Origin of the sequence: Streptomyces yerevanensis (genome assembly GCF_000716805.1) — a bacterium.
In the GTDB taxonomy this organism is placed as follows: domain Bacteria; phylum Actinomycetota; class Actinomycetes; order Streptomycetales; family Streptomycetaceae; genus Streptomyces; species Streptomyces flaveus.
Map to the genome: position 1 here is coordinate 62,378 of NZ_JNWJ01000002.1, position 22,195 is coordinate 84,572.

23 protein-coding genes are annotated in these 22,195 nt (G+C 67.9%); 12 read left to right on the forward strand and 11 right to left on the reverse strand.

Going from position 1 to position 22,195, the window contains the following annotated elements; genetic code table 11:
* Window positions 1-95 precede the first annotated feature (95 nt).
* The 5 genes from OP79_RS02290 to OP79_RS02310 form a co-directional block, all read right to left on the reverse strand.
* Complete coding sequence (locus OP79_RS02290; protein WP_033318182.1) at window positions 96-1,082, reverse strand: aldo/keto reductase; 987 nt, start codon at window positions 1,080-1,082, stop codon at window positions 96-98.
* Between the two features lie 104 nt (window positions 1,083-1,186).
* Window positions 1,187-2,146, reverse strand: a complete 960-nt coding sequence (locus OP79_RS02295) for an amidohydrolase family protein (protein ID WP_033318183.1) — start codon at window positions 2,144-2,146, stop codon at window positions 1,187-1,189.
* Window positions 2,147-2,197: 51 nt separating this feature from the next.
* The gene (locus OP79_RS02300; RefSeq protein ID WP_033318184.1) at window positions 2,198-3,784 is read right to left on the reverse strand and encodes a Na+/H+ antiporter; all 1,587 of its coding nucleotides are present in this window, start codon (window positions 3,782-3,784) and stop codon (window positions 2,198-2,200) included.
* 70 nt (window positions 3,785-3,854) lie between these two features.
* Window positions 3,855-4,280, reverse strand: a complete 426-nt coding sequence (locus tag OP79_RS02305; RefSeq protein ID WP_033318185.1) for a nuclear transport factor 2 family protein — start codon at window positions 4,278-4,280, stop codon at window positions 3,855-3,857.
* Between the two features lie 110 nt (window positions 4,281-4,390).
* The gene (locus OP79_RS02310) at window positions 4,391-5,407 is read right to left on the reverse strand and encodes a zinc-dependent alcohol dehydrogenase family protein (RefSeq protein ID WP_033318186.1); all 1,017 of its coding nucleotides are present in this window, start codon (window positions 5,405-5,407) and stop codon (window positions 4,391-4,393) included.
* Between the two features lie 401 nt (window positions 5,408-5,808).
* On the opposite strand from OP79_RS02310, the gene OP79_RS02315 reads away from it, so the two are divergent.
* The 5 genes from OP79_RS02315 (at window position 5,809) to OP79_RS02335 (ending at window position 10,338) form a co-directional block, all read left to right on the forward strand.
* A complete protein-coding gene (locus tag OP79_RS02315; protein ID WP_033318187.1) occupies window positions 5,809-6,678 on the forward strand; it encodes a helix-turn-helix transcriptional regulator in 870 nt (289 codons plus the stop codon).
* 176 nt (window positions 6,679-6,854) lie between these two features.
* Window positions 6,855-7,634, forward strand: coding sequence for an IclR family transcriptional regulator (locus tag OP79_RS02320; RefSeq protein WP_033318188.1), 780 nt, complete (start codon window positions 6,855-6,857; stop codon window positions 7,632-7,634).
* Between the two features lie 120 nt (window positions 7,635-7,754).
* Window positions 7,755-8,690, forward strand: coding sequence for a dioxygenase family protein (locus tag OP79_RS02325; RefSeq protein WP_033318189.1), 936 nt, complete (start codon window positions 7,755-7,757; stop codon window positions 8,688-8,690).
* Window positions 8,687-9,469 carry a fumarylacetoacetate hydrolase family protein gene (locus tag OP79_RS02330; protein WP_033318190.1) on the forward strand — a complete coding sequence of 261 codons (783 nt, stop codon included), beginning with the start codon at window positions 8,687-8,689 and terminating at the stop codon, window positions 9,467-9,469. The genes OP79_RS02325 and OP79_RS02330 overlap by 4 nt, the downstream gene beginning before the upstream one ends.
* On the forward strand, window positions 9,466-10,338 hold the full coding sequence (locus OP79_RS02335) for an aldolase/citrate lyase family protein (RefSeq protein WP_063741857.1): 873 nt from the start codon (window positions 9,466-9,468) through the stop codon (window positions 10,336-10,338). The genes OP79_RS02330 and OP79_RS02335 overlap by 4 nt, the downstream gene beginning before the upstream one ends.
* Before the next feature lie 69 nt (window positions 10,339-10,407).
* Here OP79_RS02335 and OP79_RS02340 read toward each other — a convergent pair whose 3' ends face one another.
* The 5 genes from OP79_RS02340 to OP79_RS02360 all read right to left on the reverse strand — a co-directional run bounded on the left by OP79_RS02340 (window position 10,408) and on the right by OP79_RS02360 (window position 14,260).
* Window positions 10,408-11,277: a helix-turn-helix domain-containing protein gene (locus OP79_RS02340; RefSeq protein WP_033318191.1), complete on the reverse strand. Its 870-nt coding sequence runs from the start codon at window positions 11,275-11,277 to the stop codon at window positions 10,408-10,410.
* Window positions 11,278-11,357: 80 nt separating this feature from the next.
* Window positions 11,358-12,056, reverse strand: coding sequence for a type 1 glutamine amidotransferase domain-containing protein (locus OP79_RS02345; RefSeq protein ID WP_033318192.1), 699 nt, complete (start codon window positions 12,054-12,056; stop codon window positions 11,358-11,360).
* Window positions 12,057-12,081: 25 nt separating this feature from the next.
* Window positions 12,082-12,474: a nuclear transport factor 2 family protein gene (locus OP79_RS02350; RefSeq protein WP_033318193.1), complete on the reverse strand. Its 393-nt coding sequence runs from the start codon at window positions 12,472-12,474 to the stop codon at window positions 12,082-12,084.
* 53 nt (window positions 12,475-12,527) lie between these two features.
* Entirely contained in the window at window positions 12,528-13,127 is a 600-nt protein-coding gene (locus OP79_RS02355; protein ID WP_033318194.1) for a flavodoxin family protein, read from the reverse strand.
* Window positions 13,128-13,348: 221 nt separating this feature from the next.
* Complete coding sequence (locus tag OP79_RS02360) at window positions 13,349-14,260, reverse strand: alpha/beta hydrolase (RefSeq protein ID WP_033318195.1); 912 nt, start codon at window positions 14,258-14,260, stop codon at window positions 13,349-13,351.
* 356 nt (window positions 14,261-14,616) lie between these two features.
* Between OP79_RS02360 and OP79_RS56750 the strand changes: the two genes are divergently transcribed.
* Window positions 14,617-15,195, forward strand: a complete 579-nt coding sequence (locus OP79_RS56750) for a TetR/AcrR family transcriptional regulator (RefSeq protein WP_033318196.1) — start codon at window positions 14,617-14,619, stop codon at window positions 15,193-15,195.
* 17 nt (window positions 15,196-15,212) lie between these two features.
* On the opposite strand, the gene OP79_RS02370 is transcribed toward OP79_RS56750, so the two are convergent.
* Complete coding sequence (locus OP79_RS02370; protein ID WP_281193090.1) at window positions 15,213-16,913, reverse strand: FAD-dependent monooxygenase; 1,701 nt, start codon at window positions 16,911-16,913, stop codon at window positions 15,213-15,215.
* 172 nt (window positions 16,914-17,085) lie between these two features.
* On the opposite strand from OP79_RS02370, the gene OP79_RS02375 reads away from it, so the two are divergent.
* The 6 genes from OP79_RS02375 (at window position 17,086) to OP79_RS02400 (ending at window position 22,173) form a co-directional block, all read left to right on the forward strand.
* Window positions 17,086-17,514 (forward strand): nuclear transport factor 2 family protein, encoded by a 429-nt coding sequence (locus tag OP79_RS02375; RefSeq protein ID WP_078491570.1) that lies wholly within the window; start codon window positions 17,086-17,088, stop codon window positions 17,512-17,514.
* A 20-nt stretch (window positions 17,515-17,534) separates the two neighbouring features.
* The gene (locus OP79_RS50320; RefSeq protein ID WP_051744346.1) at window positions 17,535-18,182 is read left to right on the forward strand and encodes a VOC family protein; all 648 of its coding nucleotides are present in this window, start codon (window positions 17,535-17,537) and stop codon (window positions 18,180-18,182) included.
* Window positions 18,179-19,018 (forward strand): fumarylacetoacetate hydrolase family protein, encoded by an 840-nt coding sequence (locus OP79_RS02385; protein ID WP_033318198.1) that lies wholly within the window; start codon window positions 18,179-18,181, stop codon window positions 19,016-19,018. The genes OP79_RS50320 and OP79_RS02385 overlap by 4 nt, the downstream gene beginning before the upstream one ends.
* A gap of 110 nt (window positions 19,019-19,128) precedes the next feature.
* On the forward strand, window positions 19,129-19,872 hold the full coding sequence (locus OP79_RS02390; RefSeq protein ID WP_033318199.1) for a methyltransferase domain-containing protein: 744 nt from the start codon (window positions 19,129-19,131) through the stop codon (window positions 19,870-19,872).
* A gap of 208 nt (window positions 19,873-20,080) precedes the next feature.
* Complete coding sequence (locus OP79_RS02395) at window positions 20,081-21,076, forward strand: hypothetical protein (protein WP_033318200.1); 996 nt, start codon at window positions 20,081-20,083, stop codon at window positions 21,074-21,076.
* Complete coding sequence (locus OP79_RS02400; protein ID WP_033318201.1) at window positions 21,073-22,173, forward strand: zinc-dependent alcohol dehydrogenase; 1,101 nt, start codon at window positions 21,073-21,075, stop codon at window positions 22,171-22,173. The genes OP79_RS02395 and OP79_RS02400 overlap by 4 nt, the downstream gene beginning before the upstream one ends.
* The last annotated feature ends 22 nt before the right edge of the window (window positions 22,174-22,195 follow it).

Genomic DNA, 22,195 nt, shown 5'->3' on the forward strand with positions numbered 1-22,195 from the left:
ATTGGTGTGCGGCTCGCTACCGGCGGAAATGGCTGCGAACGGGTGCTGCCACCGAAACCGGTGCGCCCGCCCGCAGCTCGCTTCCGTTCGTCTGGCTACTTGTCGACCAGCGACATGTGGTGCTCGTTGTAGCGGTCTCCCTGTACCCCGACCCGGCCGGCGAGTTCATTGAGGTCCGACAGTTCGTCGGCGGAGAGCGGCAGTTGGGCGGCGCCGGTGTTCTCCTCGATACGCGCGATGCGCCGCGTTCCGGGAATCGGAACGATCGACGGATGCTGTGCAAGCAGCCAGGCAAGGGCGACCTGCCCCGGTGTGGCGTCCTTGGCCTGCGCGAGCGTTGCAATGTGCTCGACGAGAGCCTGGTTGGCCGCTCGATTCTCGGCCGTGAACCGTGGAATGGTTGTTCGGACGTCGCCGGCCGCGAACGACGTGGAGGCGTCCACCGCCCCGGTCAGGAACCCCTTGCCGAGCGGGCTGAAGGGCACGAATCCGATTCCGAGCGCCGCGCACGTCGGCAGGACCTGTGACTCGGGATCTCGGGTCCACAGCGAGTACTCGCTCTGCACTGCCGTGACCGGGTGGACCGAGTGAGCACGGCGGATAGTCTCCGCACTGGCCTCCGAGAGCCCGAAGCAGCGGACCTTGCCCTCCTGCACAAGCTCGCCCACCGCGCCGGCGACGTCTTCGATCGGCACCTGTGGATCAACGCGGTGCTGATAGAACAGGTCGATCGTCTCGACCCCGAGCCGTTCGAGGGAGGCCGTGGCGACGGCACGGATCTGCTCGGGCCGGCTGTTGAGTCCGGCTGACGCACCGTTCTCGATGCGGAATCCGAACTTCGTGGCGATCACCACTTGGTCACGTACCGGAGCGAGGGCCTCTCCGACGAGTTCCTCGTTGACGTAGGGGCCGTACACCTCCGCGGTGTCGAAAAACGTGACCCCGCGGTCCACGGCCCCACGGAGCACGGCGATCATGTCGCTTCGATCACCGGGGTTCGGGCCGTAGCTCTGGGACATTCCCATTGCGCCGAGACCGATGGCGGAGACTCGGAGGTTTCGCCCGAGCGTTCGCGTGTGCATTCTTCCTCCTTGTTGATGCCAACCTTGTTGATGCCAACACCGGTCGACGTTCACAGCCGAGCGATGTTGACCGCGTGATCGCGCTGAGCCTGGGCGGCTGTCGTTCACCGCGCAGCCCCCGGGAACAGGCGTTTGGCGTTGGCCGTCGTCAGGGAACGCCACGTGGTCCCCTCTGCCGGTGACTCGGCCGCGTCGATCGCCGCGATGTGGGCGTCGGCCAGCGGGGGAGGCGTCCAGCAGTAGTCGCTGCCGAACAGTACGCGGTCCGGATCGACGAGCTTCAGCAGCGCGGGGACCTGGCGTGGGAACGCCGTGCCCGCCATGTCGTAGTACAGGCGCTGTAGTTGCTGCACGGCATCGAGGGAGGCCGAATTCTCCGAAGGCAGGAACAGCCTCATGAACTCGTTGATGCGGTCGGCCAGGACGGGAACCGCGCCACCGCCGTGCGGAACGATCACCTGCATGTTCTGATGTCGCGTCAGGACGCCCGCCATCACCAGGTCCGTGACGGCACGGGCCGTGTCGAAGATGTACTCGACCATCGGCCGTGGTCTGCCGAGTGCGGACTGTTCCCAGCACACCGGTGAGGTGGGGTGCAGGAAGACCACGGCCCGGCGGCGGTCGAGTTCCGCGAAGACCGGGTCGAGGCGCTGGTCGCCCAGGTACACACCGTGCGTGTGCGTCAGCAAGGCCACGCCGTCGGCGTCGAGTTCGTCGAAGGCGAATGCGATCTCCTCCAACGAGCCGTCCATGTCCGGCAGGGGAAGCGACACGAAATTGCCGAAGCGGCAGGGGTGTTCGCGGGTCAGTTCGGCGGCGAACTCGTTGACGCGCCGGGCGAGGAGGCGGGCCGCCTTGTCGTCGCCGAAGTGCACGCCGGGGGAGGACATGGACAGCATCGCGGTCTCGATGCCGTTGCGGTCCATCAGGTCCAGGTGGGCTTTCACGGACCACGACGGCCAGCCGCCCATGCCATCGGGGTGAGCGTGGCCCGCCGTTGTCGCCTGCTGGACGTAGAAGTCGGGCAGGAGGTGGGCGTGGACGTCGATCAGGCCGGAGGACATGACAGGGATCCCTTCCGGGGGGCTTGTGTGAAGGCGGGTGTCGGGCTCGGGTCACTCCACCTGCTCGCGTCCGGCCAGCCGCACCTCTTCGTTGTCCAGCGCGGCCTGGAGCCGGCGCAGCACGGTGTCGTCGATCTGTCCCTCGTCGCGCAGGCGGACGACGGTTGCGCGTCTGTGGGCGATGAGGGCGAGGCGGAGGTCGGTGTAGTGGCGGTTGTGGAGCAGGGCGGGATCGTCGTCGGTGCCCGCGTCCTTGGCCCGTACGGTCGCCAGGTGGGCCCCGTACTCCTGGCTCAGCCACTCCATGACTTTCGGGGTGGTGCCCAGTTCGGCAGCGAGTCGCGGCAGTGCTGTGATGGCTTCCTCGGTCGCCTTTGTCTCGGCGAGGACCTGCTCCTCGTCGACGGACGTGTCGCGCGGCAGCCGGGCCCAGCGCACCACGCCCGGCAGCAGCAGTCCCTGCACCACGAGAGTGACCACGATGACGCCGGAGGTGACGAAGACGATGAAGGCACGGTCGGGGAACGGCTCACCCGAGTCGAGGGTCTCCGGCACCGAGAGCGCCACGGCGAGCGACACCGCGCCCCGGAAGCCCGCGAACCCGCTGACGGTGCGGGCCCGGTGACTGATTCTGCGCAGCCGCTGCTCAGGACGCCGGTCGAGCAGGCGGATCAGGTAGGCGGAGGAGAACAGGAACGCGAACCGGACCATGACCAGCACCACGCTGACCACGCCGATCGCGATCAGGGCGTCCTGGAGGTCGGAGCGGTCCAAGTGCCGGAGTGCGTACTGGAGTTCCACTCCGACCAGGACGAACAGTGCGCCGTTGATGATGAAGGTGAGCAGTGGCCAGAAGGCCAGCGCCTGGCGGCGATGCTCGGCGCGGATGAGGCTGGGAGCCACCTGGGCCATGATCAGCCCGCTCACGACGACCGCGAGGACACCGGAGGCGTGGATCAGCTCGGCGAGCAGAAACGCCGTGAACGGCGCCAGGATCATGACGAGATTGCCGAGCAGGGGATCGTCCAGGCGGCGCCGCAGGTTCATGTTGATCCAGGCGACCAGCACGCCGACCGCTGCCCCGCCGCCGTAGGCCAGGAGGAACAGCGCGCCCACGTGCGGAACGGTGAGGTGTTCCTCGCCGACGGTGATGCCGACCGCCAGGCCGAAGATGACCAGTGCGGTGCCGTCGTTGACGAGGCTTTCGGCACGCAGCACGGTGACCTGACGGCGCGGCAGGGAGCGGGCCAGGACGCCGACCGCTGTCGCGTCGGTGGGAGCCACCGCCGCGCCCAGCGCCCAGGCCGGTCCCCACGGCAGTCCGAGCGCGTGCCCGGCGACGGCCACGGCCCCCGCGGTGAGGATCACCAGGACCGTGCTGAGCAGGACGATGCCGCGCAGGTTGGAACGGATCTCCCGGATGGACGTGGTGAGGCTCTCCCAGTACAGCAACACCGGCAGGAAGAGCAACAGCACCACTTCCGGCGGCAGTTGAGTCTGACGCGCGGCCGGGACGAGCCCCAGAAGAGCACCCACGATCAGCAGTACGACGGGTGGTGCTACGCGGAAGCGCTGGGCGATGACCTGGCCCAGTAGCAGAGCCACGCCCAGGAGCACGACGAGTTCGAGACCGAGCATGACTGTTGCTCCCGTGTGGGCGGACTGCGGACTGGGGACTGGGGACGAACGGGTCTGGGCAGACCTGCGGTCAGGCGGGAGCGGTGGTGAGCGGCTCACCGAGGCAGGTACGCGTGATGCCGAGCGAGTCCTCGAAGACGCGGTAGTCGGTGATCAGTCCGTCGGCGACGGTGAAACGCAGGATCATCTCGCTTTCGAGCACCTGCCCCGAGGGACGGAACCGGGAGGCGTAACGGCCCGGTACCAGTACCCGTCCGTCGGCCTCCACCATGGTCTGCAGCTCGAACACGAGCGGATCGACGGCTGCGAAGAACGCGGTGAGGGACTGCTCGATGTCCTTTGGCCCGGTGCGGTGACCGGCCCAGGGCGTCAGTGCCGGATCGCCCGGGATCGTCCAGGTCGCGTCGGGAGCGAAGCGGGAGAGGATCCGCTCCATGTCGCGGGCGCCGAGGGCTTCGAAGTACGCCTCGACGGTGAGAATCGCCTCGCTGGTCATGGCGGTCGGTCCGTTCTGCTGGGCTGCGGTGGGCGGGCGAGGTTGCCGCTCGTTGGTGCCGGCGGTGGTGGGCGCGGCTGATCCCGCGCCCCCCACCGCCAGGGTTCGGGTCAGGGACGCAGCAGCGTCTTGATGGCGCGGCGCTCGTCCATGGCCTTGTAGCCTTCGGCGACCTCGTCCAGGGGCAGGGTGAGGTCGAAGACCTTGCCCGGGTTGATACGGCCGCTGAAGACGCGGTCGATCAGGTCGGGAAGGTAGGCGCGCACGGGGGCGGGGCCACCGCGCAGACCGACATGGGAGAAGAAGAGCTGCAGACCGTCGATCTGCACGTCGTGCGGCATGCCGACGAAGCCGACGTTGCCGCCCGGGCGGGTGGACTGCAGGGCCTGCTGCATCGACTGCTGCGTGCCGACGCACTCGAGTACGGAGTCGGCGCCGACGCCGTTCGTCAGTTCCTTGACGCGGGCGATGCCTTCCTCGCCGCGCTCGGTGACGATGTCGGTGGCGCCGAACTCCAGGGCCAGCTTCTGCCGGGACTCGTGGCGGCTCATGGCGATGATGCGTTCGGCTCCCAGTTCCCTCGCGGCGATGACGCCGGACAGGCCCACCGCGCCGTCACCGACGACCACGGCCGTCGAACCGGGCTTCACCTCGGCCGCCCTGGCGGCGTACCAGCCGGTGCCCATGACGTCGGACAGGGCCAGCAGGTCCGGGATCAGCTCCTCGGCCGGCTGCTCCGGGGTGGCGACCAGGGTGCCGTCGGCGAGGGGGACGCGGACGTACTCGGCCTGGCAGCCGGTGACCCACTGCGCGTGCCGGCAGGAGGTGTGGTAGCCGGCCTGGCAGATCGGGCAGGTGTTGTCGGAGGCGACGAAGGAACCGATGACGAACTGGCCCGGCTCGACGTTCGTTACGTCGCTGCCGACCTCCTCGACGACGCCGACGTATTCGTGGCCGATCGGCTGCGGCTCGGTGACCGGCAGGACACCCCGGTAGCTCCACAGATCGGAGCCGCACACGCAGGCGGCGGCGGTCCGGATGACCGCGTCCGTCGGCGCCACGATCTTCGGCTCTGGGGCGTTCTCCACCCGGATGTCACCGGGCGCGTGAATGATGGTTGCTCGCATGATGCTCTCTCAGGCTCGTCAGGTCGCCCCGCGGATGGACGATCGCGGGCAGCGGGCGACCGGCACGCTGCCAGGAGTGTGGAGGTGACCGGGCGGCGTCAGGTCATTGCCGAGGAACGTGACATCCGTCCTCACCGTCCTTTCTCGCCTCCTCCGTCAGCCGCATGGAATATGGAATACGGAATATCGGTGGCATTCGAAAACAATCCCGGTCCCGGGGTCGGCGGCCCCGCCTGTACGGTGAATGTTCTCCACGGGCCGGTCCTGGTCGGCGGCCACCTCATCGAGCCTGCCGCCATTGAGTGAGCCCGCAAAGGGGAGAATTCCATCCCGGGAATTACTTATCCAGGGGAGGAATCCTTACCCCCCTGGCGAAGGCTGAGCGGTGCGAGACTGGGCGTATGACCAGCGACGCGCATCTGAACGAGCTGGGAGAATTCCTCAAGGCGCGGCGGGCCGAGTTGAGCCCGCGCACCGTAGGCCTGCCCGACACCGGTGGCCCCCGGCGGGTGGCCGGCCTGCGCCGGGAGGAGGTCGCCGTGCTCGCTGCCGTCAGTACCGACTACTACACGCGGTTGGAGCAGGGGCGTGCCCGTGCTCCGATGTCGGTGCTCGCCACGCTCGTCCGTGTCCTGCACCTCGACGACGACCAGCGTGACCGCCTGTTCGAGCTGGCCGCGAGAGACGAGTACGTGCCGCGCCGCCGGTCGGCGCAGAAGGTCCAGCCGCAACTCAGGCGTCTCCTGGACGAGTTGACCGCGGCCCCCGCGCTCGTCCTGGGCCGTCGCATGGACATCCTGGCCTGGAACCCTCTGGCGGCCGCTCTGCTCACGGACTTCGGCCAGGTTCCGGAGAAGAAGCGCAACTACGCCCGGCTGTGCTTCACCAGCCCCTGCTTCCGCGGGCTTCACCTCAACTGGAGGACGATCGCCCGGAACTGCGTCGCCGAACTGTGCCTGGAGGCCGCCCAGTACCCGGGCGACCCCGAACTGGCCGCGCTCGTCGGCGAGTTGTCGGTGGTCGACGCCGACTTCCGGCAGTGGTGGGCCGGGCGTCAGGTGGCCGGCTTGCGGGTGGGCACCCAGAGACTGCGCCACCCGGTCGCCGGCGACCTCACTCTCGACTGGGACAGCCTGACCTGCACAGCCGCCCCCGCACAGCAGTTGGTGGTCTGGACCGCCGAGCCCGGGACCCCGTCCCATGACGGACTGCGCTTTCTCGCGTCGTGGACGGCCGACCCGTATCAGCAGGCGCGGGATGAGGCAGCCTGACGAACGAGAGCCGGGTTCACGGTGAAAGGCGGCTTGGGGGAGACGAGTCCTGGATCGCCGGGTCGGGTGTCACGATGGGCCGCTGAGTCCGGATCTGCCATGCGTACGGTTCTGCCATGCGTACGGTCCTGAGTCGGCAGGACGAGCGGTACCGCACAGCGAGGAGGCCGTACCGTATGCCCCGCACCAGCGAACCCGGCAGGACAGTGGGCTCCCGCCTGCTGGAAGTGCTGTTCGCGTTCCAGCCCGGGCACAGTGCGCTCAGCCTCGCCGACCTGGTGCGCAAGACGGGCATGCCGCACGCCACCGTGCGGAGACTGGCCGTGGAACTCGCCGACTTCGGCGCGCTGGACCGTCGGCCGGACGGCAGATTCACGGTGGGACTGCGGCTGTGGCAACTTGGGACCCTGGCCCCGCTCACCGAATCACTGCGCACACTGGCCCAGCCGTTCCTCGAGGATCTCTACACAGCACTTCACCAGCACGTGCAACTCGCGGTCCTGGAAGGCCAGGAAGCGGTGATCATCGAGAGACTGTCCGCGCCGGAGGCGCCAGAGCTCGTCTCCCAGGTCGGTGGGCGGCTTCCACTGCACTGCACGGGTGTGGGCAAGGTGCTGCTCAGCCACGGCGGTACGGAGCTGATCGAGACCGTGCTGGCAGGCGAGCTCCAGGAGTACTCGTCGCGAAGCATCGTGGCACCGGAGGTGCTGCGCAAGGAGATCGCCGACTGCCGTCGCACCGGGACGGCCACGGTGCGAGGAGAGTTGACCCCCGGTACCGATTCGGTGGCCACGCGCATCGTGGACGGCGAAGGCCATGTCGTGGCGGCGCTGTCCGTGGTCGTGCGCACTGACTCGGTGAAGCACCCGGCAGTGCTTCCGTCCGTGATCGCGAGCGGTCTCGGCATCTCCCGCCTCCTCGGCTGGAGCCCTGGCGTCAAGGTCCGCCACAGCTGATCACTTTCTCGTGGTCCATTGGATGGACGGTGGCGTTGTGCGGGCCGGACGGCCTTCGGATACTGCGCGGGGCAGTGCTCACCGCGGGCCGGCAGCCGACCGTTACGAGGAGACGCCGACGTGATCATCCAAGACGAACTCCAGCTCACCGCGGCGGTACTTGCCGAGACGGAGCGGGCCGGTGACCCGAGGGTCAAGGAGATCATCCAGGCGCTGGTGCGCCACCTGCACGATCTCGCCCGCGAAGTGCGGCTGACCGAGAAGGAGTTCGACGCCGCCCTCGACATCGTGACCAGGCTCGGCCGGCTCACCACGCCCAGCCACAACGAGGTCAGGCTGATGGCGGGTTCGCTGGGCCTGTCAACGCTGGTCGCCCTGATGAACAACGGCACCGAAGACAAGCCGACCTCGGCGAACCTGCTCGGTCCGTTCTGGCGCCAGGGCAGCCCGAGGATGAACAACGGTGAGTCGATCGTCCGCTCGCCCACCGAGGGACCGCCGCTGTTCTTCACCGGCCGGATAGTCGACACCGACGGAGAAGCGGTCGACGGCGCGGAAGTCGACGTCTGGCACGCGTCACCGGCCGGCCTCTATGAGAACCAGGACCCCGAGCAGGCCGAGTGGAATCTCCGCGGCAAGTTCTTCAGTGACGAGGAAGGAGTGTTCGCCTTCCGCAGTATCAAGCCGTCCGGTTACCCGATACCGATGGGCGGGCCCGTGGGCGAGCTCCTGACCGCGCTCAAGCGCCATCCCTTCCGGCCGGCCCATATCCACGCGCTGATCCACAAACCCGGATACAAGACGATCGCGTCCCAGCTCTACAGCCACGACGACCCCATCCTGGAGACCGACGCGCAGTTCGGCGTCGTACAGAGCCTCGTCGGCACGTACGTACGCCAAGAGAACGAGCCGGCGCCGGACCCGGACGTGACCGAGCCCTGGTACAGCCTCGAGTTCACCTTCGTCGTCGAGCCGGGTGAGGCCTGGCTGCCGACCCCGCCCGTGTCGGCCAAGCGCGACACCGAGCTGGACGTACTCCCGAGAGGAACCCAGTGATCAGCGAAGCAGAACGTCGCGCGGCCGCAGCTGCCCTGATGCAGGCCGACCGTGACCGTAAACCGATCACCCAACTCAGCCGTACCTATCCCGATCTGGAGATCGTCGACGCCTACGCCATCCAGCAGCTCTGGGCGGCGGAGCGCGTGGCGGCCGGCGCTCGGCTCGTCGGGCACAAGATCGGACTGACGTCTCGCGCCATGCAGATGGCCTCGAAGATGACGGAACCCGACTACGGCTTCCTCACCGACGACATGGTCGTGGGCGACGGCGCCCGCCTCGACGCGAGCCGCTACATGAAGCCCAGACTGGAGGTCGAACTCGCCTTCGTGCTCGGCAAGGACCTGCACGGTCCGGACCTACGCGTCCACGACGTCCTGCGGGCGACGGAGTACGTCGTCCCCGCGCTCGAGGTCATCGACTACCGCACCGAGGTGCCGCGCGCGATCACCGACACCATCGCGGACAACGCCGCCGCGGCGGCGATGGTGGTCGGTGGTCGAGTCGTGCGCCCGATGGACCTCGACGTCCGGTGGGTGGCCGCGACGTTGGCGAAGAACGGGGTGATCGAGGAGTCCGGCGTCTCGGCCGCCGTCATGGGCCACCCGGCGGCAGGCATCGCCTGGCTCGGGAACAAGCTCGCCGCGGTCGGCCAGCACCTGAAAGCCGGTCAGATGCTGCTGTCGGGCTCGTTCACGCGACCGGTCTCGGTCGAGGCGAACACCGTCGTCCACGCCGACTTCGGCCCGCTGGGTTCGATCGGGGTGGCGTTCCAGTGACCACGCACAACCCGCCGACCGGCGCAGCACAGCCCGCACCAGACCAGTGGCCCCTGCCGACGAACGCGTTCAAAGCGGCGCTTGCCCGAGGCGAGCAGATGATCGGCATGTGGTGCTCGCTGGCCGACCCGTACCCGGCCGAGATCGTCGCCGGCGCCGGCTTCGACTGGCTGCTTCTCGACACCGAGCACTCGCACGCCGACATCGCGATCGTGCTCGCACAACTCCAGGCGGTCGCCCCGTACCCCTGCTCGCCCGTGGTGCGTCCTCCGGTCAACGATCCCGTGGTGATCAAGCGGCTCCTGGACGTCGGCGCGCAGACGCTGCTGATTCCGCAGGTCGAGTCGGCCGAGGAAGCGCGCGCCGCCGTCGCCGCCACCCGTTACGCCCCCATCGGCGTCCGTGGCGTGGCGGCATTGACCAGGGCCACCAGGTTCGGTCGTGTCAAGGACTACGCCGCACTGGCGCACACCGAGCTGTGCGTGCTCGTCCAGGTCGAATCGCGACACGCCCTGGAGCAGATCGAGCAGATCGCGTCCGTCGACGGCGTGGACGGGATCTTCATCGGCCCCAGCGACCTGGCAGCCAGCCTCGGCCACCCCGGAGACCCGAACGCACCGACCGTCACCGAGGCGGTCGAGCACGCGATCGGCCGCGTGCGTGCGGCGGGCAAACCGGTCGGCGTGCTGACGACCAACCCCGCGTTCGCGCGGCGGTGCATCGAACTCGGGACCACGTTCACCGCCGTCGGTGTCGACGTGGGCCTGCTGGCACACGGCGCCGACGCCCTCGCCCGGACCTTCACACAACAGGCCGCCGCGGCGACGGCTGCGCCTGCCGCCGCGAGCCAGTCACTGGAGGTCCGATGACGCCGGATCCGTAGCGCCACTCGCCGAGGGCCGCATTCGTCGAGGTGTCCGAATCAATGGGGGGGAGGTTTACGCGACGGTGTCGGACGCCGTCCGCTTCTGGTCCGCGCCCCAGGAGGCCAGGAGACGCAGTTCGTCGTAGGAAGGGGAACCGGGTGCGGCGGTCCACACGATGATGTGCTGCTCGGGGTCCGTGCCGCATGTGAGCGTGTCCCAGTCGAGGGTCAGCTCTCCCACCGCCGGGTGACGAAGCTTCTTGGTGCCCTTGCCTCGCATCGCGACGTCGTGTTCGGTCCACCACTGCCGGAACTGTGTGTCGCGGGCGGAGAGCTCCTCGACCAGAGCGGCGAGACGCTGGTCGCCGGGGTAGCGCGCGGTCTCCATGCGCAACTGCGCGATGGCAAGGCGGGTGACCTCTTCCCAGTCCACGTACAGCTCGCGCATCCAGGGTTCGGTGAACAGCAGCCGGACGAACACGCGTTCCCGCTCTGGGAAACGTGCGAAATCGGTCCACAGCGCGGCGGCGAGCTGGTTCCAGCCGAGGATGTCGGTCCGTCGGCCGATGACGAAGGCCGGAGTGGCGGTGAGATCGTCCAGCATGCGCTGGAGCTGCGTATCCACCTGCTGGCGGTCGCCTGACCTGGCCGGGCGCACCCTGTCTTTCGCCGCGAGCTCGAAGAGGTAGGTGCGCTGGTCCTCGTTCAGGCGGAGCACCCGGGCGATCTCGTTCAGAAGGGGAGCCGACGCCTGGAGACGGCCCTGCTCGATCCGGGCGTAGTACTCGGTGCTGATCGCCGCGAGAAGAGCCACTTCCTCGCGGCGCAGACCACGCACACGCCGCCGTTGCCCGCCGCGGAGCCCGACCTCGGAGGGACTGAGCTCGGCACGGCGGGCCTTGAGGAACTCACCCAGCTCGTTCAGATGGGGGTTGCGGTTCATGCTGTGCAGCGTGGCACAAACGTCCGGCGTTGTGAGGGGGGAGAAATCCTTCCCCTGGTCGAGCGATCAGCCCAGCCGGCTCAGCCCAGTGCCTTGAGCACCGCCTGGGCCAGCGGAACCGCCGAGCCCGGGTTCTGGCCGGTGTACAGAGTTCGGTCGATCTCGACGTGCGGGGTGAACGGATCGGCCTCGCGGTAGTCCGCCCCGAGTTCGTCGACGAGGCGGTCCTGCAGCAGCCACTTCGCGCGGTCCGCGAGACCGTTCTGCTTCTCCTCGGCGTTGGAGAGGCCGGTCAGGCGGTAGCCGGAGAACGGGGACGTCCCGTCGGGACCGATGGTGGCCAGCAGTGCCGCGGGTCCATGGCACACCAGGGACACCAGTTTGCCCGAGGCGAGCCACTCGGTGAGCAGCCTGCCGGACGCGGCGTCGTCGGGCAGGTCCTCCATCGGGCCCCAGCCGCCGGGATAGAAGACGGCCTCGTACTCGTCGATGCGTACGTCCTCGATACGCATCGGGTGCGCCAGCTCGGTCGCCTCGCGCAGTGCGGTCCGCATGCGCTGCGCGCCTTCCTCGCCGCCGTTGAACTCCGGGCTGAGGCTGAGCACGTCCGCCGTGGGTGGCACACCGCCGGGTGTCGCCGCCGCGATCTCGTATCCGGCCTCCTTGAAGACCTGGTACGGGCCGAGGGCTTCCTCGGCCCAGAAGCCGGCCGGGTGCCGGGCCCCGTCGGCCAGCGTCCAGTGGTCGGACGCGGTGATCACGAAGAGGATCTTCGCCATGGTTATTGGTCTCCTGGTGACGGTCTCAGCCCTTGAGGGCTTCCTGGAGGATGTGGCTGTCGGCGGCCTGCCGCATGCTGACGGCCTTGCCGTCACGGAGAGTCCACAGGTGGATGAACCGGACGTCGGCCTTGTCCCCGGTCTTGGTCTCGGCGTGATAGTGCCCGAACACGAAGACGTGGCCTTCGTCGTCCGCGTAGAACTCCTCGGGCACCGCGCCGAAGGACTCGATGTTCGGCATCGGCGTGCCGAAGAAGTCCTTCGCCACGCTGTCCCAGCCGTGGTACACGCCGCTGTTCGGGAAGCCCGGGGTGATGTCCCAGGCGAGGTCCGGGGCCATGACCTCCTTGGTGACCTCGGGCGCCATTCGGGATTCGTAGACCCGGCGGATGAGGGCGAGGTTCGGGGAGTCGGACATGGTTCGCTCCTTGCGGGGGGTGGATTTGGACTATGGGAAAGAAGGCCTTGTGATCAGGTGGCCAGGGTGGCCCGCCCGGCCTGGAAGACCGCGGCCTGGCGTGCGACGCGCGCACCCAGGTACTCCGCGGTGGCGATGTCCGACTTGTGGACCGCTTCCGGACCGGCATCGGTGGGGCTCTGGGCGCCGGCACCCATGAAGAAGCCCAGCCGGTTGATGTCGTCCTCGCTGCCCGTGGTGGAATCCCAGCCAGGCAGCAGACCCAGGCTGATCCAGTGCATGCCGTGCTGGGCGGCCAAGGTGGCGAAATAGCCCAGGGTGGATGACTTGTCGCCGCTCTTGGCACCGGAGTTGGTGAAGCCCGCGGCGAGCTTGTCCACCCAGACATGGGAGAACCAGCGCCTGCTGCTGGCCTCGGCGAACGCGTGGAAGGCCGCGGAGGCGGTGCCCATGTACGTGGCGGCACCGAAGATGATCGCGTCGGCGGCGTCCAGCTGCGCCCACTGCTCGTCGGTGATGGTGTCGACGGAGATCGAGACCACCTCGGCGCCGGCTCCCGCTGCGCCACGCGCCACTGCTTCGGCGACGACGGCCGTGTGGCCGTAGCCCGAATGGAAGGCAATGGCGACCGTGGGGCGGCCGGAATGGGACATGGTGATCGGGCTCCTCGAATGTTTTCGTTTCAGTGCGTGACCAAGCTTTGCATCGGAAGGGCGCGCTGTGAGGGGTAAGAAAATTTCCCCTGCCTACCGTTCTCCGGGTGAGCGATTCTCCCCTTCGGGGTCGGCCCGCCCACCATCGGGTGCTGCTTCGGCAGCGTCGAACGGCGCCGGAGCAGTGACTGACTCTGACTGCATGGTCGTGGTAGCAGGTCCTAAAGGGCAGCGAAGAACTCCACCATCTTGGTGATCGCTTGATCTACGTACTCAGGCACGTCGTACATGGCGATATGAGTCGCACCTTCGACGACGAACAACTCCTTCGGCCCTTTGGAAAGCTCGTAGGCCTGGTCGCTGAACACCTTTGTGTCCGCCTTGCTCCCTGCGATGAGGAGAATCGGTTGGGTCAGCAGTTCTGGAATCTGGTCGAACGCCGAGAAGGCGAACATCTTGTCCATGCTGGTCAGCAGGAAGCGGCCCTTGGAATTGGGATGTTGACCTCGGGGCGTCCTGTAGTAGTCGTATCCTTCACGCAGGAGATCCGGTGTGTTTTCGTTGATCTCCTCCAGTTTTTCCGGGACGAACGGGGCGTAGAGAGGCTTTTCTCCTCTCGCTTCCGCCGTCCGCTGCTCGGCCACCATTTCCAGCGTTCCGATCTGCTCGGCCACAGGGGACATGTGCCCCAGGAAGCCCCTGGAGCCTTCGCCCATGGGAGCTGCGCTGACGGTAGCCACTGCCCTGAAGCGACGTTCGGTCTGTGCCACGCTGATCGCGTAGCCACCCCCGGCGCAGATGCCAAAAACTCCCATTCGTTTGGGGTCGACGAACGGAAGAGTGCTAAGGAAGTCGGCTGCACAGCGGGCGTCTTCCACCCTGGTCGTCGGGTCTTCCAGGAGGCGAGGTTCGCCGCCGCTCTCTCCCTGGTAGGAGGAGTCATATACCACGGTGACGAATCCATGCGCAGCGAGCCTCTTGGCGTAGAGGCCGATGGTCTGTTCCTTTACTCCGCCAGCCGGATGAATGCCGACGAGAGCCGGATACGTTTTGTCTTCACTGAAGTCGTCCGGCAGATGAAGGTGTCCCGAAATTTCTACTGCCTTGTTCCTGAAGGAAACAGTTTTGGCCATGGTTTCTTCCCCTTTCTCGGCCTTGGTCCGCCACCGGGCGGCCCTGACGCCATGGTTCGCCGAAGCCGAGATTATGTCTACTCATGATGGGGGGGAAGAAACTTTCCCCTGTATACCGCTCTCGGGGTAAGTGATTCTCCCGTGAAAGGGAAGCGCGGGCCTCCCCAGGGCTCCGTCGTTCTCGCGGTCGGTCCGATGTGGCGGGTATGGGCTCGGTGCGCAGAAGGCGATGGACCAGTAGTCCGACATGGCTGTCCCTGCCACAGTCAGGGACAGCCATGTCCACTGCCGTCAGGTCACTGGAGCCCGCTGTCTACACTCAGTTGAGACGAGCTGAACACATCAGAGGAGCCGGGATGCCGCGGAACCGCCAACAGATCCCCCGTGAGGAGCGGGCAGGTGATCTGCTGGCCGCGGCCACCGAGCTTTTTCTCGCCAAGGGGTACGACAAGACCACGATGGCGGACATCAGCGCCGCCGCCGGGGTGGCCAGGGGCAACGTCTACTGGTACTTCGACTCCAAGGACGACATCTTCGCCGCGGTGATGGACCGGATGCTCAGTCGCGAGATCCGTACCCTCAGCGCGGAGCAGGCGGGAGCCGACCCGCTGAGCCGGCTGGTGCGGGGGCTGTCCGACATGCGCTATTCCCGGCCGCTGCACCAGGCCATGCACGACCGGCTTCCGCATTCCGAGGCGGTTCGGGCCGCCCACAACACCTTCCTGGGCTGGATCGTCGGACTGGTCGACGAGGTCATGGCCGAGCGCGGCCTCGACGGCGACCCCGACATCGATGCCGCGCTCCTCCGCGATACCGTGGTCGCCGTGTTCGAAGGCGCGAACGTGCCCAACGACCGGAACAGACCGGCACACGAGATGATCCGCCTCCTGATGGAGTCCGTCCTGGCCGGGCGTTCACCGGTCAAGAGGGCGTGACCGCTGACCATGGCGGGTCAGTGTTGGTGAGTGGCGACTTTCGCCGCGACCGCCTGCGTCACCGTGAGGGGACCCGCAGCCGGATTCCCAGCCTCTGCCCCGCGCAGCCGGTCGAGCACCGCGACGGGGTCGGCCGGAGCCTGCTCGCCCCGCCACCCGACGTGCCCGTCGGGGCGGACCAGCACCAGCGGCCGCTCGTAGAGCCTCGCCGCGGCCGGGTCGGCGAGGCGCAGCACCGTCAACGGCACGCCACGATGGTGCGCGGCCTTCACCAGCGGGGACGGGTCTGTTGACCCCAAGACCACGAGCACGAAGCCGCGGCCGAAGTGGTCGAGCACCGAGCTGCCGTCGGGCAGCCATACGTGCGGTGCGCGGCAACCGGGCCAGGTGGACGGGACGTAGTCGTCCGGCTCGTCGGGCGGTTCCGGGGTGCCGTCCGGCACGCAGGCCGGGGAGCCGCTGTAGCGGTATCCGAGCTGGACGCCCGTGCAGCGGAACTCCTTGCCCCTCGACCGGCGGATCATCTCGCCCATCTCGCCGCGGACCCGGTCGCCCTCCGCGTCCGCGCGGCCGAGTGCGGCGTCGGGTGCGAGCTGGGAGTCGGACCTCCAGTTGCTCGATGCCTCCGTGACATTGCGGACGGCGATCGGCCGCCGCTCCAGCTCGTAGCTGTCGAGCAGCGTCGGGCCTCCCCAGCCCTGGAGGACCGCGGCGAGCTTCCAGCCCAGGTCCACGGCGTCGCCGATCCCGGTGTTGGCGCCGAAGCCTCCCTTGGGCCACAACAGATGCGCCGAGTCACCTGCGAGGAACACCCGCTCCGCGCGGTAGCTGCGGGCCACGACGCAGTGCCCGCTCCAGGGCTGGGCGGCGAGTATCTCCACGTCGATCGGCGCCCCGACAGCTTCGTGCACCCAGGCGACCGCGTCCTTGGGCTCGGGCTCTTCCTCCAGGTAGACCGAGAGCCGCCACTCGTCCACGCCGTTGACCACCGTGATGTACGGCCTGCGTGCCGACGACAGAGTGTGGATCTGCACCGCAGGGCCGCCCAACCGCTCCCTGAGCAGGTCCAGCAGTTGCGGCGCACGGAAGTGCACCGCGAAGTTCTGGCCCTGCGCGAACATGCCCTCGAACTCGACGCCCAGTGCGCGCCGGACGCTGCTGCGGCCACCGTCACAGGCGACGAGGTACGCGCCGGCCAGTGTCTCGGAGGCGCCGTTCTCCAAGTCACGTACGACGGCGAGGACACCGTCGGAGTCCTGCTCGAACGTCTCCAGGCGCGTAGCGAACCTGATCTCGACTGCGGGCAGGCCTCGCGCCGTCCGCTCGAGCAACGGCAGGAACGAGAACTTGGACAGGAACGCGGGACCCTCCGGCGTCAGCGGACCGTACGCGCCGGGAGACCGGTTCGTGACCCCGTAATCGAACTCGGCGAGTACGTGTCCCGTCACTGACGTGGCGAACACCGTACGGTGCGGATAGTCCGTGGGCGGTGCCGACTCCGCGCGCGCCTCTTCCGCACAGCCCCAGCGCCGAAGGTGCTCCATGGTGCGGGAGAAGATCGCCTCGCCCGCCGGGAAGGGCACGCGGCCGTCGCCTTGATCGATCACCGTCACCGGCACACCGCGCCACCCCAGCTCGATCGCGAGCGAGAGACCCACGGGCCCCGCTCCAACGACCAGGACACGCCGAGATCCGGCTCTTTCGTTGCGGTCAGACACAGGGGACCTGCCTTCCAGAGCATGGCTTGGATCAGTCGCGACCCAATCTCTTGAACCCGAGTCAGAATCGCATGCCTAGGTTGCTCTGTGGAAGAGCTTGAGAAACGGGCGCCTATCGGCAAGGCGGGTGCAGTGCTACGCTTGACCCGAGTTCAAGAGATAGGAGAACGTCGTGGTGTCTCCGTCCGATCGAAGCGATGCTGTGGGCCACTGTCGGACCCTGGTTGTCAGCTACCACCGCGACATCGACAGCGGCCGGGCCACCGCCGGGATCGGCGCGTTCGCCGACGACGCCGAGTTCGAGGCACACGGCCGGGTCTTCCGCGGGCGGGACGAGATATTCGGCTTCCTCAAGGCGCGGGAAGCCAACACCGGACGGCAGACCGTCCATGTGCTCGCCAACGAGGTCGTCACCGGTCAGGACGACGGAAGCGACGACAAGCAAGTCGAGTTGCAGGCCATGGTTCTGCTGCACGTCCGGCAGCCCGACGGCGCCTACGTCTTGGACCGCGTTCTCAACACCGTCCACCGGTTCCGCCACTCCGGCGGGGAGTGGCGGATCACGCACCGTATCTCGAGGCCGTTGCACCCCACCGTCTGACGGGCAAGGAGGCCCCCACGATGACGACGACCCCCCAGAGCACGGCCGCCCCCGCGGCCACCGAGACGCAAGCCGTCGCGCTGCAGATAGCCGAACTCGTGCTCAAGACCGGCCGCTACGACGACATGGCCGCCTTCTACACGCACGTACTGGGACACGGCCCGTTCTACGAGCGGACTCCAGATCCCGACGCCCCGCCGCGTCCCGCGGGGATGCCCGAGCGAGCGGTCGATGTCCGACTGGGCTTCTTCCGTGTCCATGACGCCCCGCACGGCAGCCAGGTTCTCGCGCTGTTCGGCATCGACAGCCTGATCGGGACCGATGCCTCCGGGCCGGGCCTGCATCACTTCCAGTTCGGTGTCGGCTCGCTGGGCGAACTCGTCGCCCAGTACGAGCACATGGCGTCCATGGGCGCGCGCCCGCACCGTGCCGCCAACCACGGCCAGGCCACCAGCTTCTACTACCGCGACCCGGACGGGAACATCGTCGAGTTCTCCTGCGCCAACTTCGCCACCACCGAGGAGGAGGTGGCCTTCATGTCCGGGCCCGTCTTCGCGGCGAACCCTTCCGGCCTGGAGCTCAACCCCGAGCGCTTCGTCGCTCGCTACCGTGCCGGTGACCCCGAGAGCGAGCTGCTGCGCCTCGACAACCAAGCGGTGGCCCTGTGACCAGGCTCGTCAGCACGGCCAAAGGGATCGGCAGACTCGAGGACGACGGCGAAACCGTCGCCCTTCTCGACCTCGACGCGACGGACCTCGGTGCCGCCCTGCAGGTCGGCCTCGACATCGCCTCCATCACCACGGCCGCGGTCCGCGACCGTGTACCCATGGCCCAGGCCCAGCTCATCGCCCCCGTCCCCAGACCCTCCAAGATCTGGGCGGTGGGTTACGCCTACGCCGGTCACCGCACCGAGGTGGGGTACGCAGGCACGGCGGAGGATCCGGTCATCTTCCTGAAGTCTCCGTCCTCGGTGATCGGCACGAGGGAGCAGATCCGCTTTCCGAAGGCGGCTCCGGACGAGGTCGACTACGAAGGCGAACTCGCGGTCGTCATCAGCAGGCGCGCCACCGACGTGCCGGAGGCGGACGCGTACTCGTTCGTCGCCGGCTTCACGATCTGCAACGACGTCAGCGCGCGCGATGTCCAGAAGGGACGCGTTCCCGGCCGGGCCGCCAACGTCACCGCGGCCAAGAGCTTCGACACCTTCACCCCCATGGGCCCCGCCCTGGCCACGCTCGACGAGTTCGCCGACCCCGACGACCTGCGTCTGCGCACCTGGGTCACCGGCGAGCTCCGCCAGGACGCGCGTACCTCCCAGCTCATTCACCCGGTTCCCGCGCTGGTCTCCTACCTGTCGCGGCAGACGACCCTCGAACCCGGCGATGTGATCGCCACCGGAACCCCGTCCGGGGTCGGGCACAAACAAGGCCTGTTTCTGCGGTCCGGCGACGAGGTCCGGATCGAGATCGAGGGCATCGGCACCCTCGTGAACACCTGCGCCTGACGCGCAGAGGTCATCCAGAGGATGCCGGAGCCGTGGCGTCCTCGAAGTCAGGAAAAGTCAATTCTGGCGGCCGTCGCACGTGCGACGGCCCGGTCGTAGGAGTCAATCAGGTGAGCAGCGACCCCAAGAGCAGTTTCGGCGGCGGAAACCCGTGGGACCACGTCCAGCCGTGGGACGAGGAGATTTTTGGGAAGGAAGTCCACGACAGCACCCTGCAGCACAAGTGGGGGACCGCCGTGTCGATCGCCGGCGGGCTGCCCTACATCTGGAGGGAGCTGGCCCGGCCGATCTCCGAAATCGTCTATGGCCTCCTCGAACTCCGCGCCGGAGACAAGGTCCTGCTCATCGGCGAGGGCATCGCCCCCGCGGGGTGGGTGGAAGACATGCGGAAGATCGTGGGACCGGACGGCACCGTGGACGAGGTGGAGATCATCCACGACGGGCGCAAGGCCGTCCTGGGCCGGCTCCCCGGACGGAACGGCCAGACCGGCTGCTGGCGCTGGGATTACGCCGACTCGAAGGCCGACGAGGAGTACGACTGCGTCGCAGTGCTCCAGGCGACCCAGCACTGCGACGACTGGGGGGAGGCGGCCAGGGACCTGCTGCGCGTGATGAAGCCGGGCCGCCGCATCGTGCTGGCCGAGTCGGTCCTGAAAGGGCCGACGTTCACCGCGCGCATCAACTCCGACGTCCATCTCCGGCAATGGTTCGACAAGCTGTTTCAGCAGGTCCCCGTGGCAGACATTCCCTACTGGTCCGGCGAGGAGGTCCGCGAAGCATTCGGGGACACGGTCGACAGCCCACAGCTGATGGAATGGCGCGGAATCGAGATGTTCTGGGGGCGAAAGAAGTAACAGCGCCAGCAGGCACTTGTCATGCCGGACAGGCTGCGCACGGAACCGAAGCCCGGAATCAGCCCCTTCCTTCGAGCGCAGCCCCATCACCTGTCTGCCGGAAGTGCCGACGACAGGTGACCCCCCGATCCTTCCGAACTCCGGGCAGTGGGATCGGCTGACAACCTGAGCCGCATTACGCGACGCCACCCAGAACGAGGAGGTTGCCGTGAGTGTCAACGAGGACCTCATGGTCATGGCATCGGACCAGCCGCTGCAGAGCGCCGTCCGAGACGAACACCTGCTGCTGTCGCCGCCGCATCCGCCCAAGGTGCCCATCAAGCTGGCGGGCGAGCAGCCGGCACTGGCCGTGGTGCACTACCCGCAGGAGTTCCAGGAAGAGGCGTACGCCCCGCCGCGCGGTGTCTACGAGAATGACGAGATCCGCGTCGAGTGGCAGAAACTGGACGGCCGGCAGCCGTTCTACCACCGCAACTGCGACGTGGACGAGATCTCCTATCAGATCGCCGGCAAACGCACCCTGATGACCGAACTCGGCTCGATCGAGCACAACTGGCCCGGCGAATTCTCCCGCATCCCCCAAGGCGTGGCGCACGACAACTACAGCCGCGCCGAAAGCCACCTGCTGTTCTACATCCCCGCGCCGGTCACCGAACTGGTATCGGCCCACCGCGAGTCCCGGGCAATGTTCCCGCCGTTTCCCGGCTGGCAGCCCGGTGAGGCCAACGAGGCCGTCACCTGGAACATGGGAACACCAGGCCGCGACATCATCCTCTTCCCGGTCGACGAACAGCAGCTGCTCGAGCATGTGCACAGCGACGACCGCCGGATACAGGTCCTGCGTGCCGACCCTGGCCGGGACACCACCTGGCTGTACGGCACCGACCGCGTCCGCATCGGCATGGTCGCCACCCTGCCCGGCGGTGAACGCCGCTATCGCCGCACCCTCGACGCCGACGAGATCCAGTACCAGGCCGACGGCCACCGCACCCTGATCACCCAGCACGGCATCGTCGACCTCGAGCCCGGCGACTTCGTGCGCATCCCGCTCGGCATCTCCCACGCCGACGTCACGACCGAGCCCGGCGCCTACGTCAGCCTGCTCTCGCGCGGCGAACTTCCCCAGGTCGCCGGTACCTCCCGTACCGCTGACCGCTACTCACCCGAACGGCTCGCGGTCCTCAAGGCGGAGGTCCACTCATGACCACGATGCTCGCCCTGCGCGCCCACCGCGATGCCACAACCCTTGCTCTGGAGGACATCCCCGTCCCTGAGCCCGGCCCGGTCGACGTCATCGTGCGGGTCGCCTCCGCCGGCCTGGCCCCGGGCATCATGCGCCTGCTCGAAATGGGCGCGTTCAAGCATCTGCCCACCACCCTCGGCTTCGAGGCCGCCGGCACCATCGCCGCCGTCGGCAGCGACGTGACCGGCGTCCACGTCGGCGACCGGGTGCGGGCACACACCTTCCTGAACTGCCGTTCCTGCATCTACTGCCGTACCGACCGCGACATGATGTGCCCGCAGCAGTCCATCATGGGCTACGCCGCCTTCAGCGACGCCGCGATGCCGCTTTACGACGAGTACCACAACGGCGTGCTCGCGGAATTCGTACGCCTCCCGCACTGGCTGGTCGACCCGCTGCCGGAATCCGTCAGCTTCGACGTCGCGGCCAAGGTGCACACCATCGCCAACGCCGTACGCGCGCTCAAGTGGGCCGAACTGCCGATGGGATCCACCGTCGTCGTCACCGCCGCGACCGGTGCCATGGGCACCGCGACGGTCAAGCTCGCCAAGCACTTCGGTATCGCCGACCTGATCCTCGTCGGCCGCCACAGTGACCGGCTCAAGACCGTCGCGGGGCTGTCCGGTGGCATCCCGGCGGGCATCGTCGCCCTTGACGAACTCCCCGACGACTGGGCCGTGAGCGGCGCACTCGCCGGCCGGCTGCGCGAACTGGCACCCGGCGGAGCACACGCGGTCCTCGACTACGTCCCCGACGGGCCAGTGACCGGTCAGGCCATGGCCGGGCTTGCGACCGGCGGCGCACTGGTGCACATGGGAGGCAACCACACGCCGCTGCCGCTGTCGCCGATGGCACTGATGATGAACATGTGGCGGTTCATCGGTACCCGCGCCTGTACCCGCAACGACGCGCTGGAAGCACTGCGCCTGCTGGAGACCGGCGCCCTCACCGCTGACGAGCTCATCACCCATCGATTCCCGCTCAGCGACGCGGTGGAGGCCATCAGCGCCATCCAACGCCGCGACGAACCCATGTGGATGCCTGTGATCAATCCCTGACCGCATATCCAACTGAGGAAAA